Annotated in this window: 18 protein-coding genes and 1 tRNA gene; 7 read left to right on the top strand and 12 right to left on the bottom strand. The window is 59.3% G+C overall.

The genetic code is table 11. The features are described from left to right. Positions 1-1,374: a sulfatase-like hydrolase/transferase gene (locus AC1XDK_RS23150; protein WP_483352359.1), complete on the bottom strand. Its 1,374-nt coding sequence runs from the start codon at positions 1,372-1,374 to the stop codon at positions 1-3. Between the two features lie 75 nt (positions 1,375-1,449). Further along, positions 1,450-2,592 carry a glycosyltransferase gene (locus AC1XDK_RS23145; RefSeq protein ID WP_483352357.1) on the bottom strand — a complete coding sequence of 381 codons (1,143 nt, stop codon included), beginning with the start codon at positions 2,590-2,592 and terminating at the stop codon, positions 1,450-1,452. Positions 2,593-2,729: 137 nt separating this feature from the next. On the opposite strand from AC1XDK_RS23145, the gene aglJ reads away from it, so the two are divergent. Continuing rightward, entirely contained in the window at positions 2,730-3,638 is a 909-nt protein-coding gene (gene aglJ, locus AC1XDK_RS23140; RefSeq protein WP_483352356.1) for an S-layer glycoprotein N-glycosyltransferase AglJ, read from the top strand. 60 nt (positions 3,639-3,698) lie between these two features. On the opposite strand, the gene AC1XDK_RS23135 is transcribed toward aglJ, so the two are convergent. Together AC1XDK_RS23135 and AC1XDK_RS23130 are read right to left on the bottom strand one after the other, a co-directional pair. After that, positions 3,699-4,322 carry an RAD55 family ATPase gene (locus AC1XDK_RS23135; RefSeq protein ID WP_483352354.1) on the bottom strand — a complete coding sequence of 208 codons (624 nt, stop codon included), beginning with the start codon at positions 4,320-4,322 and terminating at the stop codon, positions 3,699-3,701. A 23-nt stretch (positions 4,323-4,345) separates the two neighbouring features. Continuing rightward, on the bottom strand, positions 4,346-4,984 hold the full coding sequence (locus tag AC1XDK_RS23130) for a MinD/ParA family ATP-binding protein (protein WP_483352353.1): 639 nt from the start codon (positions 4,982-4,984) through the stop codon (positions 4,346-4,348). An 82-nt stretch (positions 4,985-5,066) separates the two neighbouring features. Here AC1XDK_RS23130 and pyrB point away from each other — a divergent pair, with 82 nt between their 5' ends. The 3 genes from pyrB (at position 5,067) to AC1XDK_RS23115 (ending at position 7,175) form a co-directional block, all read left to right on the top strand. After that, a complete protein-coding gene (pyrB, locus tag AC1XDK_RS23125) occupies positions 5,067-5,978 on the top strand; it encodes an aspartate carbamoyltransferase (protein WP_483352352.1) in 912 nt (303 codons plus the stop codon). Then, the gene (pyrI, locus tag AC1XDK_RS23120) at positions 5,975-6,436 is read left to right on the top strand and encodes an aspartate carbamoyltransferase regulatory subunit (protein WP_231182995.1); all 462 of its coding nucleotides are present in this window, start codon (positions 5,975-5,977) and stop codon (positions 6,434-6,436) included. The genes pyrB and pyrI overlap by 4 nt, the downstream gene beginning before the upstream one ends. A 76-nt stretch (positions 6,437-6,512) precedes the next feature. Next, the gene (locus AC1XDK_RS23115) at positions 6,513-7,175 is read left to right on the top strand and encodes a hypothetical protein (protein WP_483352351.1); all 663 of its coding nucleotides are present in this window, start codon (positions 6,513-6,515) and stop codon (positions 7,173-7,175) included. Positions 7,176-7,184: 9 nt separating this feature from the next. On the opposite strand, the gene AC1XDK_RS23110 is transcribed toward AC1XDK_RS23115, so the two are convergent. Together AC1XDK_RS23110 and AC1XDK_RS23105 are read right to left on the bottom strand one after the other, a co-directional pair. Beyond that, the gene (locus AC1XDK_RS23110; RefSeq protein ID WP_483352349.1) at positions 7,185-7,790 is read right to left on the bottom strand and encodes a VOC family protein; all 606 of its coding nucleotides are present in this window, start codon (positions 7,788-7,790) and stop codon (positions 7,185-7,187) included. A gap of 42 nt (positions 7,791-7,832) precedes the next feature. Beyond that, positions 7,833-8,747, bottom strand: a complete 915-nt coding sequence (locus AC1XDK_RS23105; protein ID WP_483352348.1) for an FKBP-type peptidyl-prolyl cis-trans isomerase — start codon at positions 8,745-8,747, stop codon at positions 7,833-7,835. A 105-nt stretch (positions 8,748-8,852) separates the two neighbouring features. On the opposite strand from AC1XDK_RS23105, the gene AC1XDK_RS23100 reads away from it, so the two are divergent. Both AC1XDK_RS23100 and AC1XDK_RS23095 read left to right on the top strand, forming a co-directional pair. Next, complete coding sequence (locus AC1XDK_RS23100) at positions 8,853-9,617, top strand: helix-turn-helix transcriptional regulator (RefSeq protein WP_483352347.1); 765 nt, start codon at positions 8,853-8,855, stop codon at positions 9,615-9,617. A gap of 50 nt (positions 9,618-9,667) precedes the next feature. Next, complete coding sequence (locus AC1XDK_RS23095) at positions 9,668-10,147, top strand: phosphopantetheine adenylyltransferase (protein WP_483352346.1); 480 nt, start codon at positions 9,668-9,670, stop codon at positions 10,145-10,147. Between the two features lie 18 nt (positions 10,148-10,165). Here the strand turns inward: AC1XDK_RS23095 and AC1XDK_RS23090 are convergent, their stop codons facing one another. Next, positions 10,166-10,486 carry a transcription initiation factor IIB family protein gene (locus AC1XDK_RS23090; protein ID WP_483352345.1) on the bottom strand — a complete coding sequence of 107 codons (321 nt, stop codon included), beginning with the start codon at positions 10,484-10,486 and terminating at the stop codon, positions 10,166-10,168. An 86-nt stretch (positions 10,487-10,572) separates the two neighbouring features. Here AC1XDK_RS23090 and AC1XDK_RS23085 point away from each other — a divergent pair. Continuing rightward, a tRNA-Leu gene (locus tag AC1XDK_RS23085) sits at positions 10,573-10,657 on the top strand. A 420-nt stretch (positions 10,658-11,077) separates the two neighbouring features. Here the strand turns inward: AC1XDK_RS23085 and AC1XDK_RS23080 are convergent. The 5 genes from AC1XDK_RS23080 to AC1XDK_RS23060 form a co-directional block, all read right to left on the bottom strand. Then, positions 11,078-11,212 carry a hypothetical protein gene (locus tag AC1XDK_RS23080; protein ID WP_483352343.1) on the bottom strand — a complete coding sequence of 45 codons (135 nt, stop codon included), beginning with the start codon at positions 11,210-11,212 and terminating at the stop codon, positions 11,078-11,080. A 147-nt stretch (positions 11,213-11,359) separates the two neighbouring features. Then, on the bottom strand, positions 11,360-11,542 hold the full coding sequence (locus AC1XDK_RS23075; RefSeq protein ID WP_483352342.1) for a hypothetical protein: 183 nt from the start codon (positions 11,540-11,542) through the stop codon (positions 11,360-11,362). A 156-nt stretch (positions 11,543-11,698) separates the two neighbouring features. Further along, the gene (locus AC1XDK_RS23070; protein WP_483352340.1) at positions 11,699-11,854 is read right to left on the bottom strand and encodes a hypothetical protein; all 156 of its coding nucleotides are present in this window, start codon (positions 11,852-11,854) and stop codon (positions 11,699-11,701) included. A 100-nt stretch (positions 11,855-11,954) separates the two neighbouring features. Next, positions 11,955-12,374 carry an RNA-binding protein gene (locus AC1XDK_RS23065; protein ID WP_483352339.1) on the bottom strand — a complete coding sequence of 140 codons (420 nt, stop codon included), beginning with the start codon at positions 12,372-12,374 and terminating at the stop codon, positions 11,955-11,957. Positions 12,375-12,405: 31 nt separating this feature from the next. After that, the gene (locus AC1XDK_RS23060; protein WP_007982862.1) at positions 12,406-12,594 is read right to left on the bottom strand and encodes a hypothetical protein; all 189 of its coding nucleotides are present in this window, start codon (positions 12,592-12,594) and stop codon (positions 12,406-12,408) included. Between the last annotated feature and the right edge of the window lie 135 nt (positions 12,595-12,729).

Below are 12,729 nucleotides of genomic sequence, written 5' to 3'. Positions count from 1 at the left end.
CTATGCGTACCCCAAATCCTTGAGTTGTTGTTCGACCGCGTCGGAGACGGCCATATCATCGCCGACATCGCGCTTCTCGATACGGTTTTCATGCTCCGCTATCGTCTTTGCCACCGTGTCCTCCCGTATCTCGCCGGAGATAAACAGGTCGTCTTTCGTTTGACACGCGTACGACGACGACACTGCACAACCAAACAGTTCCGTTTCATAAAGGCTCGAATCGTAGCCAGCTGCTTTTGCTTTTGCCCTGTGTCGAGGGTACAACCCGTGATATTCGGTGAAACACCGTTCATCGGTCGGCTTCACTTCGAACCGGTTTGTGGACGTATCCTTCTCTATGAGTGTATTCCCTTCGGACTCCGCTTCGATTTCGGCGATAGCGAGTATCGTTTGGTGGACATCGAGAAGACTCACGGTTTCGTTGTATTCCTGATCCGGTATCTCGTCCCCCGAAACGACGAGTGGTACGTGAGTGAGTTCAGGATATAGGCCATACGCGTGCTTCCATGCACCGTGCTCACCGAACAGTTCTCCGTGGTCCGAAACAGTTATGATTATATCAAACGATTTTCGAAGTTCATCGAATATCTCTTTATAAATGTCGGACAAATATCGCGCACAGTCACTGTAGGCGTCTAGGAGTACGTCGGAGTGCGGGTCTCCCTCCCCTGATACCGTACTGACGAATCCGTTCGTAGCGGTGACCTCGTTGAGCGGCCGTTCGGTCGTGACGGTTCGGTACTCTCGGGGAGGCGTATATGGTGCATGAGTTTCCATCAGATTCATAAACAAAAACTCTTCAGTTCCGAAATCTGTTTTCGTGACATACTCCAACGCCTCCTTCGCGCCTTCGTCCGCATGGGTCACAAACCCAAGGTCACGAAGTTTGATGAGAGCACCCCGCTTTAGCGATTTCCACGTATCGTACTCACCCCCGATACACTCCCTAAGTCCCGTGAAATATCGGCTGATGTTTGATGAATCCGTGCGAGAGATAAAGTCTTCCCAATCGAACGTGTTCCCGGTAACGTTCTGTAACCGCCAGCTTCCGTCGAACTGTCGAAACCCTCTATCGAAATCGAATGCCGGGGAGACGTTGATGTTACAGGAGAAAGAGCGAGTCATATACCCACCTTTTTCGAGCAGTTCCGGGACTACTGCTTCCGGACAGTCGAGCGTTTGGTTTTGGGAGTGAACGCCTAATTCGCTAGGATATTTCCCACCGAAAAGTGAGGCATGAACAGGGACAGTCCAATGACTCGTTGACCATGTGTTCTCGAAGTGAGCACCTGGAATCCACCGAAAAAAGTCGTCGAACGTGTCTTTTCGAAGGGTGTCGAGAACGACAAGTGCGACACTATCCCTAGTACTCATGTACCAGAAACGTTGGTAATGACTCCTACAAACCTTTTTGGATAAATTGACGTGATCTGTCAGTTGTCGTGTTTCTCACTCGAACACCTCCCGCAACTCCTCATCTATCTCCCACGTCCCATCTCCTTTGCCACGCAACAAGTCTACGCTCGCTCGGAACAGCGACACTTGCGTATCGAAGATGGCATACACGGACTGCAACGGTCCGAGGAGGTCACTGCCACCGAGTTTGACGAACACGCCAAGCCCGACTGGCACGACCAACCCGAACGGCCCGGCGGCGACGAGCGCACCACCCGTTATCAACCCGATCCCAAGCGCGACTAACCACGGCGAGACTATCATGAACCACCAGTTGAACGGTAACACGACACCTCCGTACTTCCCGTGTCGGAAGAGGGCGTCTCGATGTTGCACTAGCAACCGAATCAGTCCCATTCCGCGCCTGTCCTTCTGAAGACGGCGTTTTCCGAAATCGGAGTGTGAAGCCTCGCTGTAGCGAATCTCGGGGTCGAAAATAACACGCTTTCCGTTTCGACGAATCTTCAACGCGAGTTCGGTGTCGTCGGCGAGCGATTCGGGGTCGATGGGGACGATGGCGTCGTTTTCGAACGCCGAGAACGGGCCGTGGAAGATGAGGGTGGAGTCGAGATGCGATTCGAGAGTCTGGATGTGCGCTTGGACGCCACGATACCCCTCCTCGACTTCGCTTCCGCCGAGAACGTCGGCATTTTGTCCGGTCACGGCCGCAACCTCCGGGTCGGCGAGGTTCGCGGCGGCGACGCGGAGGACGTCGTTTTCGGTGTAGGAGTCACAGTCGGTTTTGACCACCATCTCGTTCTCGGCGGCCGCATATGCGTCGTTGAGCGCGGGTGCGAGTCCGCGCCGTTCCTCCTCTTCGATGAGGTTCAACGTGGGGTGTTCGCGGTCGGCGAAGTACTCCCGAATCAGGTCGGGAGTCTCGTCGTCGCTCGAATCCACGACGACGAGTTCGACCCTCTCCATGGGATAGTCGAGTTCGAGGAGGTCGTCGAGCTTCTTCTCGATGATGTCTGACTCGTTGTATGTGGGTAGTATGACACTCACCGTCGGCTCTGCCTCCCGCTTTCGGGCGGGCGAGCCGTCGGGGCGAATCAGTCCGTACAACGCGAGAACGCAGATATACGGAATTGCGGCCACAGCGATGACGACAGCGGCGGCCTTGGCGAGCCGGTTCATGTCCGGTCGTTTGTCGCTTTGTTTTAAACATCTATGGATTGACCGGCAGTCAGTGGACGGTGAGAGACGGTACTCCTCCCATCCCTGACAGACTCAAAAGGTTGGGCTTTTACACCCCGGTGTCCATTTCCCCGACAATGCCCGACAAAGAGGACGTGTGCGTGCTCATTCCGACGCTCAACGAGGCCGAGACGATTGGCGAAGTCATCGACGGGTTTCGTGAGCAGGGCTTCTCGAACGTCCTCGTAGTGGACGGTGACTCCGAAGATGGCACTCGGGACGTGGCGACGGACCACGGCGCACGCGTCATCACACAAAATGGCGTCGGGAAAGGACAGGCCGTCCGAGAAGGGTTGGAACACGTCGGTACCGAGTACGTGCTGATGTTAGACGGGGATGGAACGTACAAACCGGCGGACGCCGAGACGATGCTGGAACCGCTCGACGACGGCTACAATCACGTTATCGGAAATCGATTCGCGGAGATGAACGACGGGTCGATGCCGCGGCTGAACCACTTCGGCAACCGCATCATCAACCGTGCATTCTCCATCATCCACGGGTCGGATTTCAAGGACATCTTGAGCGGCTATCGAGCCTTCACGCGCAAATCCGCGGAGCGAGCGTATCTCACCTCGGACGGCTTCGGCGTCGAAACGGAGTTAGCGGTCGAATGTGTCAAACACGGCGTTCCGACGGTCGTCGTTCCGATTCAGTACGAGGAGCGCCCGGACGATTCGGAAACGAACCTCCACCCGCTCTGGGACGGGGGTGACATCATCATGACCCTCTACCAACTGGCCAAGACGAACAACCCGCTGTTTTACTTCGGAAGCGTGGGAATGTTGAGCGGCCTCTTCGGGGTCTTTTTAGGGGCTTACGTCGGTGTCGAGTGGGTTACTCGAAACATCTCACACGAGGTGCTCGCTGTCGTCGCCGGTATCTCCATCATCTTCGGGTTGCAGTTGCTCATGTTCGGCGTTCTCTCGGATATGATCGTTACGCTACACCGGGAACAGATGCGTCGAATCGACGAACGTCGATAGATTCGCGGACGGCGAACACTGACTGTGTGAAGCGTAGCGAGAACGATACGCCTGACTGATTTATGCGATGTCGCGACTGGTATCGATGGAAACCGACTCCGTGAGTTCGAGTTTGATGGTCTCCGGTAGTGCGCGCCCGCCGCGGAACTTCGGTACGGCGAGTCGGTTTTCGACGCGGTCCTCCGAAATTTCGGTTCTGAGTTGAAACACCACGTCGACGGCGTGTTCCGTGACGTCACGCTGGGCAGGGACCCGTCGGCCGTCGAGACAATGAAGGAGTGCGAGGCTATCGGTTCTTCGAAGGTGGGCTTGTAGGTCGTTGAGGAAGTTCCGATACCGAGTCGGGTCCTCCCGCTCCAGCAGGTTCATCTGGTCGATGATGAGCGTCGAATCGTTTCGAAGGCGCTGAAACAACCGCCGGGCGTGGTCCAGCGGCGCATCGCCTGGGATGTATCTGACCTCCGGTGTCCGGCGGCTTGATTCGTGTCGAAACCCAGCACTGACGGTTTCCTCGTTCCGGTCGGTCGTCAAGTAAAGCGTCGGTCGACTCGCAGTAAACTCGGTCAGCAGGAGTTCCGCCTGACTGGCCGGAGGGGCACAGAGTGCGACGGTACTCCCCGGTGGAATTCCCCCGTCGAGCTTCCGGTCGAGGACCGGAACTCCGGTCGAAAGCCGCGCTACCATAATTCTGACAACTCGAACATCGTTCATAAGTGTTTGGACAGAAGTGCGGACGCGAGGCGGTCGTACCCTCGACGAACGGACTCGTCGGCGAGGGCGGCGACGCCGCCGTCGGGAATGGAGGAGAGCATCGGACAATCGAACAGTCGCTCGATTTTCGATGGAGAATGGTCCGCTCGGGTGGCGACGACCCCGACGATGGTCGTCCCGAGCGCACGGGCCATCGCGGCGGTTTTCGCCGTATCGCGGAGACACGCCGGGTCGAGCGTCGTCACCAACAGAACGTGGTCCGCGATTCGGAGCGGCGTCGCCGCATCGGGGCCCGCTCCCGCCGGGCAGTCCACGAGTACGTGGTCGCCCGCGTGGGAAAGGCGAGGGAGTGCGGTCGATAGGTTGGCGGACTCCCCCATCGATTGCGGTGCCGGAACCACCTCGACGCCGGTCAGTGTCGGGGGAGGGTGGGCGGCCGCTTCGACCGGCGCGCCGTCCGCGACTGCCGAGATGTTCGGGGCGTCCGCTACGTCCGCAAGCAAGTGCAGATCTGGCATATCTACGTCCGCGTCCACGGCGACGACCGAGCGGCGCATCCGCCCGAGTGCCCCGGCGAGTCCGAGCGTCGTCGTCGTCTTTCCACAGCCACCTTTTCCACCGGCGATGGCGAGCATGCCGGGTGTGGTTCCGTCATCCGATTTAAATTTCGGGGACGACCCGTGCCTTTCAAGACGCGTGGCGACTCCTGTTCGAACGATGCGGCACGACCACCTCATCGACACGAAACAACTTTCGCGGCAGGATATCGAGGACGTCCTCGACCGCGCCGCCGAAATCGACGCCGACCCGGCGGCGTTCGGGGACCGACACGCGGGAAAACTACTCGGGTTGCTGTTTTACGAACCCAGCACACGCACGAAGATGAGCTTCGAGACGTCCATCAAGCGTCTCGGTGGCGACGTCGTCGACATGGGTTCCGTCGAATCGTCGAGCGTGAAGAAGGGAGAGAGCCTCGCCGACACGACGCGCGTCATCGAAGGCTACGCCGACGCGCTCGTGTTGCGCCATCCGAGCCAAGGTGCGGCGAAGATGGTGAGCGAGTTCGTCGATGTCCCCCTCCTCAACGCGGGAGACGGGGCGGGTCATCATCCGACACAGACGCTCCTCGACCTCTATACGATTCGGGAGAACGCGGGTCTGGACGACCTCACCATCGGCGTTATGGGCGACCTGAAGTACGGGCGAACGGTCCACTCGCTCGCACACGCGCTGACGAACTTCGACGTCCGCCAGCACTTCATCAGCCCCGGTAGCCTCAAACTCCCCCGAAGCGTTCGCTACGACCTCCACGAGGCGGGAGCGAACGTCCGCGAACACACCGACATCGAGGACGTGCTTCCGAACTTGGACGTCCTCTACGTCACGCGCATCCAGCGCGAGCGCTTCCCCGACGAGAACGAATACCGCGCCATCGCGGGCGACTACCGTATCGACCTCGAAACGCTCGAAGACGCGCGGGACGACCTGACCATCATGCACCCGCTCCCCCGCGTCGACGAAATCGCACCCGAGGTGGACGAGACGTCCTACGCGAAATACTTCGAACAGGCACACAACGGCATTCCAGTGCGTATGGCACTGCTCGACTCCATGCTGGAGGACCAATGAGCGACCACGAACTCCGCGTCAGCAAGATTCGAAACGGCACCGTCATCGACCACGTTCGCGCCGGGCAGGCGCTCAACGTCCTCGCAATCCTCGGCATCGACGGAAGCGACGGCGAGGCGGTGAGCGTCGGGATGAACGTCCCGAGCGACCGAATGGGGCGGAAAGACATCGTGAAAGTCGAGGGGATGGAGTTGAGCCAGAACGAGGTGGACGTGCTCTCCCTCATCGCCCCCGACGCGAGCATCAACATCATCCGCGAGTACGAGGTGGCCGAAAAGCACCGCTTGGAGCGACCCGAGTACGTCGTCGGAATCCTCTCGTGTCCCAACAGCAACTGCATCTCGACGGAGGACGAACCCGTCGATTCCAAGTTCGAGGTGCTCTCCGACGGCGTCCGTTGTGAGTACTGTGAGACCATCATCCGCGATGACCTCCCCGCACATATCAGCGTAAAGTGAGAAACGGCGGCTTACCCCGCCGAACTCGGGAAAACGGTCGAAGCCGTTTATGTCGTCGGTCCAATTCGTGGCGTGTATGGGAACCCGAACCGGCACATATCTCGTTGTCGTCCTGTCGATTCTCCTCGTCTTCTCGGGCAGTGCAGTCGTCGTTGGTAGCGGGGCAACCGCGTCGAACTCGGCGTTGCAACTCGGTCAGTACAAAGTGTCCGTCAAGGACGTGACCGTCAGGACGTGGGCGCTCCGGAACACGACGGTGAACAACGCCACGGTGGACGAGGTACACGTTCGAACCTTGCGAACCGAGAACGGATCCAAGAAAAACGTCACCCTCCGTAACGTCTCCATCGCAACGGTTCACATCCAGAACGGCACGATGAAGAACGTGACCGCGGACAGAATCGTCATCAGAAACCGCTCGATTTGGAACGTTCCGGGCGGCGACCTGTTCGACCCGGGCGTGGAAAAACGCGTCATCAAGCGGCACGTCCTGACCAACATCACGGTCGAAGGCGCGAACCTCGACACGTTGAACGTGGACACGTTGACGGTGGTCAACACGACGGTTCCGAAACGTTCCGACACGTCACCCGTGTCGCCGGACGTGACCGACCCCGACACGGACCCGAAACCCGCAGTCGAAATTCGGAACGCGAGTATCGACTCCGGAATCGTTCGAAAAGCCGACGCTGGCGAATGGTCGGCCGAAAACGTTCGCTCCCGGAACGCGACGAGGTGACGGACGAGGTTAAAGGACGGATTCGGTCTCGACCGTTTTTTCGGCCGGACACGCCGAACCGGAGAGTTCGAACCGCGGGACGTGGACGTCGTCCTCGTCGGTCGGTCGAAAGTCGAGTTCCGAAACCTCCCCGAACACCGTTCGAAACTGGTCTTCTGCGCCCTGTTCCACGACGAGTTCGACGCGCTCGAAACGCATCTCTTCCCACGACCCAAGGTCCGCTTCCACGTCGCTTCCGTCGGGGTGCAGTTCGACTCGGAATCGCCACGGCGTCATGACGAACGTTCGTCTCCCGTCGCGGTCACGAACGGACCACCCCAAGTCGTCCGCCCGGTCACAAATCGCGTCGAAGTCGGACGTACAGAGTCCGAGGTGGTCGAAGTGTGACCGTCGCCCCAGCGCAATCGTGACGTTCACGTACCCGCGTTGGGCGTTTTGGAGTCGAAGTCGTAACCCGTCCGGAATGGGGTCGTTCGCGTCGAGCGCTCGAAACTCGCCGTCCACTTGCCCGAACCGACGGTACGGCGGCAGTCCGTGCGCGTCGAGTTCGGTTTCGGCGTGGCTCACGTCGGGCGTGTTGAAATGGAGATGAAAGAGTCGTGTCGGGGAGTCCATACCCGACTGTGCTCGCTCACCTAAAAAGACGATTCGGTTCGATTACTCTTCGACGTCTTCGGCTTCTTCGTCGAGTTCCTCGACGAGTTCGTCCTCGTCGATGTCGACGTCTTCGAGAGCTTCTTCGAGGTCGGCACCGCCCATGCCACCCATTCCACCCATGCCGCCCATCATACCGGCACCCGCGCCGTCGATGGTCTCCTGAACGATGACGCGGTCCAGGTCGAGGCGGTCGATGACGTCCTGTGCGATCTGCTGTTTCTGGAACATCCACTGCTGGTTCATCGACAGTTGCGGCGTCGCCTCGATGTAGAGGGTTTCCTTCTCGACGGTCTCGGTTTCGGTCTCGCCCTCGTCGTTCTCGACTTCTTCCTCGACTTCGTCGGTCTGAAGCCACATGTCGAGGTCCGCGTCGATGTACATCGAGAAGAGGCCCTTCGCCTTCTCCTCTGCGTCCTCGACCTCTTCGACGACTTCGTACTCGTATTCGAGGTCCTCGCCCGCGAGCGGGTGGTTGAAGTCCACGCGCGCACGACCGCCGATGATGGTCTCGACGAAGCCCTGCTGGCCGTCGATGTTGACGCGCGCGCCGGGGTAGCGGTCGTCGTCCGAGAGTTTGTCGGCGCTGACCGTGCGGACTTCCTCGTTGTCGTACTCGCCGAACGCCTGTTCGACGGTGACGGTCCCCTCGTCGCCCGCTTCCTTGCCGTAGATGTCCTCTTCGACATCTTCGAAGATGTGACCCGCACCGAGGACGATGGTGCGCGCGCTGAAGTCGCGCTCGTCCGTTTCTACGTCCTCTTCTTCCGCGACCTCTTGGCTGGTCGTGTCGACGAGATCGCCGTCCTCGACGGTTCGCGCGGTGTAATCGAGGCTAATGAAGTCTCCTTCCTGCAGTCCGTCCTGTGTTTCTGCGTTCTCTTCTTCGGTTGCGTCGGCCTCTTGTTCGTCACTCATACACGGAACGACACCCGTTCGGCCCTTAAGAATCACGTTTCGCCGCCGAGAGAGAATTCGGCCTCGGGGGGACGTTTACAACCCTCCCACGAGTACATCGGCCCGATGGATACCCAAGAGACGGTCGCGTTTCTTGCCGGGTCACCGGAGCGACTGCGATTGCTGTCCCTTCTCCGGGAGTCGCCCGGTTCCCCGCGCGACGTCACGGATTCCCTCGGCGTCTCCCACCGGAGTGCCCAGCGAAACCTCTCCGAGTTCGCCGACCGTGGCTGGGTGCGAAAGCGCGACGGGAACTACACCCTCACGCCGAGCGGTGAACTCGTCACGCGAACGCACGCGAACTACATGGAGACGCTCGAAACCATCGAACGCTTCGATGCGTTCTTCCGCCACCTCCCGGACGAAACCCATCTTCCCGACCCGGCGTGGTTACACGACGCCACGCTCGTCGTCGCATCGCCCGACCAGCCACAGGCCCCGGTGAGCGAATACGTAAATCGCCTTCGGTCGCGGGAGACGGACACGATTCGGATGCTCGCACCCGTCTTGAGTCGCCTGTACCATGACGTACACGCGGAACTCGTGTTCGACGGCGTCGAGACGGAACTCGTCATGCCCGCCGAGACGTTGGAAACCGCATGGTCGCTCAACCCGTTCGAATTCAGACTCGTCACGCGTGCCATCGACATCTATCGGTACGACGGTTCCGTCCGGATCGGCGTGACGCTCGGCGATAACTGGGCGCTCGCGGGGGCCTACGACGAGGACGGACAGCTCCGCGCGCTCGTGGACTGTGATCGGTCCGCGTTCGTCGAGTGGGCAACGGAAATTTACCGCCGGTATCGCGAGGCTGCACGGCCCGTCCGGTGATGGCACGCCGTTCCGAAGGTGATAAACCACGCGGAACCATTCGCCGGTGTATGGACGTTGCGTTGGGTGGGACGTTTGACCCGGTTCACGACGGGCACCGGGTGTTGTTCGAGCGAGCGTTCGAGTTGGGTGACGTCACCGTCGGGTTGACGAGCGACGAACTCGCCCCGGCGACTCGAAACGTCGAGAGACACATCCGCCCGTTCGAGGAGCGAAAGCGCACGCTCGAATCCGAACTCCGCGGGTTCGCCGAGGAACACGGCCGCGAGTTCGACGTTCGGAAACTCACCGAACCGACCGGTATCGCCACCGAGGAGCGCTTCGACGTACTCATCGTCTCCCCCGAGACGAAACACGGCGGCGATCGAATCAACGAACTCCGCACCGAACGCGGTTTCGACCCTCTGGAAATCGTGGTCGTCCCGCACGTCGAGGCCGAGGACGGCGACATCATCTCTAGCACGCGAATCGTCGCCGGGGAGATAGACGAGCACGGGAACCTGACCCCGGACAACGGTGGACGCGACTGAATCCTTTTGTCACACGACTCACCACGACGGCGGTTGGAGTCCAGCCTCTTCGAGAACAGTCTTCCAGCGCTGTTGAATCGTCAACCGCGAGACGCCGATGGCGTCGGCGACGGCTTGCTGTGAGCGCTGGTCGCCCTCGATGAGCGACCCGGCGTAGAGGCTGGCGGCCGCGACAGCGCGCTTGGAGCGTTCCTCGGGGTCGTCGGCGCTGGAGACGGTCGAGAGAAAGAGATCCGCCGCCCGCGAGCGAGCGCCGGTTTCGAGTTTGAGGCGGTCTGCTGCCTGTTGGAGTTCGGCGAGCCACGATTCGTTTTCCACTTGGTCACGTGCCCGATACACGACACGAGATTGCGCCCCATCGATTATAAACGCTCGTCCGCGGAGAACGACAGTTTCTTATCTCGCTCCTGAAAATCCAATACTGCGTGCGGGTAGCCAAGCTAGGCCAACGGCGCAGCGCTTAGGACGCTGTCCCGTAGGGGTCCGCCGGTTCGAATCCGGTCCCGCACATTTTGCCACGAGCAACTCCGCGAGTGGCAAAATCGTGCCGAGCAGATTCGAAGTACGGAAGAGGCAGTCTCACGAGCGAAGCGAGTAAGGAAGCGTCTTCAGGTGGTTCGAATCCGGTCCCGCACATTCTCCGCGAACAACGGACGTGAGCGGAGAATGTAGCCAGCGAATTCGAATTAGACTGGACGCCGTTCGCGTAACGAACGAAGTGAGTGAGCGGAACCGTCCGGGCGTTATTCGAATCCGGTCCCGTCATACAAACCCGCTCCCAGCCCGTCGGTTTTTTCTTCGATAGGACAACTACGAAGGGAATCCATTTTCACTCGAACCGAAATGCAGTCACTGCTATTCGCGACTATATTCGAAACGCGGTCTGCTCCGGTATTCCCATCGACCGGTGTGCGGTTCGTGGTGCAGACGCTACAGCACAGCGAAAAGTACGGTCCCCCAAAAGAGGAGAAGGAGAACTCCGAGACTCGCCCAGAAAACCTTCCAGACGAGGTGCATGTCGTCGAAAGCCGTTACGTCCGGCTTTGACACGTGGTCGTTACTCATAAATAAAATTATGATTCGTGTGGGTAAGTACTTTCTCCTGCGGTGTTTACGCTCTCCAATCGGTAGAGTCCCTCTCTTCTGTTCCCAAATCGACGGAAGTAACCGCCTTCGACATCCTTCTAACGTTCGGCCCGCAGTTCGCGGTTGCTACCCGAACACAACCCACGCGAAGAGAAAGAACGCGACGAAAACGACGACGAGGAGGACCGTGCCCTTGAGCATCGTCTCGCGGACCGACGTTTCGGACTCCGTAGAACCGTCATCCTCCCTATCCACTGCGTACATCCCCTCGTCGTCCATTCCCATCCAATTCCCACTATCTAAACCCATGCTCCTTCTGAATTGTTCACGATAATAAGCTTTCTCCAGCGTTCGATCTACAATTTCTCGAACGGTCAACGTACGCTCTCCTCATCCCTGTTGGTCCGTCATCACTTCTCCCGCTCCACGCTGTGAGACTAAAAATGGAAGACCGCGGTATCGTAGCTAGTGCGCCGAGAAGCCGTCTATCACGCCGCCACAGTCGGGACACGACACGTACTCGGTTCCGGTGCTCTTGTGGCCGGTCGGGTTGCCGTTGCGGGTCGTACGTGAACTTCCACCGCGACGCAAGTCAGAATTGCAGTATGGACACTCTTGCATGATACTCATCCACGCGTTGCGTGGTAACGTCTATCACAACAGTAGTGGCGGTGATAAACTTTGTGTCGGCCTACTTCCGGACGAAACCCGGTAATCGTGATTACGAGAGCGCTTTCCGGGCGTTCTCGATGGCCGCGTCCTTCTTCGCGGGGTAGGCTTCGACTTTCGCGCGGAGGGTGATTCCGTTACCGAGTTCGACGGCACCGCGGTAAGCGGCCTGCTTGTCGAGCGAGATGAAAAACGAACAGTTGTCGTCCACGCGCTGGTCGAGTTCGTCGCGTAACTGCGCGATGTCGTCGAGTTCCCGGAGTTTGTTCAACACGTGGCGCATCTCGTCCGCGTTCTCCACCCGCGCCGAGAGAATGAGGATGCGGTCGCCGAGGTGTCCCTCGCTCTTCATGCGCTCTATTTCGGCCTCGTCGGGGAGGTAGGCGCGGAGGGAGTCTTCGACGCGCTGGTCGTCTTCGGTCGCATAGCAGAATGCCCGCAAGTCGATGTAGTGAAACGGAACGCTAGCCATGATGGGAACGTACGAATCGAAGAAGGAAAAGTTACTCCTCGTCCTCGACGGCTTCGAGGGAATCCTCGGGGATGCCCGTCTCCTGTCCGTCCTCGAAGCTGATGGTGTACGTGGCGTCGCCGAACATGTTCTCCATGACCTGCGTCACCGTTCCCTCTTCACCGTCGTACTCGCTGTGCTGGTCGTGCAGAATGACCGCGTCGTCTTCTTCGAAGCTCATACCGGCGGATAGCCCATCCGGTCGTAAAAACCGACCGATTCCCGAGTGTCGTCGTCCGAAGGCTTATTTCTCCCGCTAGAATAGCGTGGCACATGATTGTACTCTTCGCGCGCTCGGGTTCTCGTTCGTCTTCAG

Source organism: Haladaptatus sp. HS23, from assembly GCF_056892285.1.
Note: the sequence above shows the minus strand (reverse complement) of the source record. Positions and strands in the feature narration are given on the sequence as shown.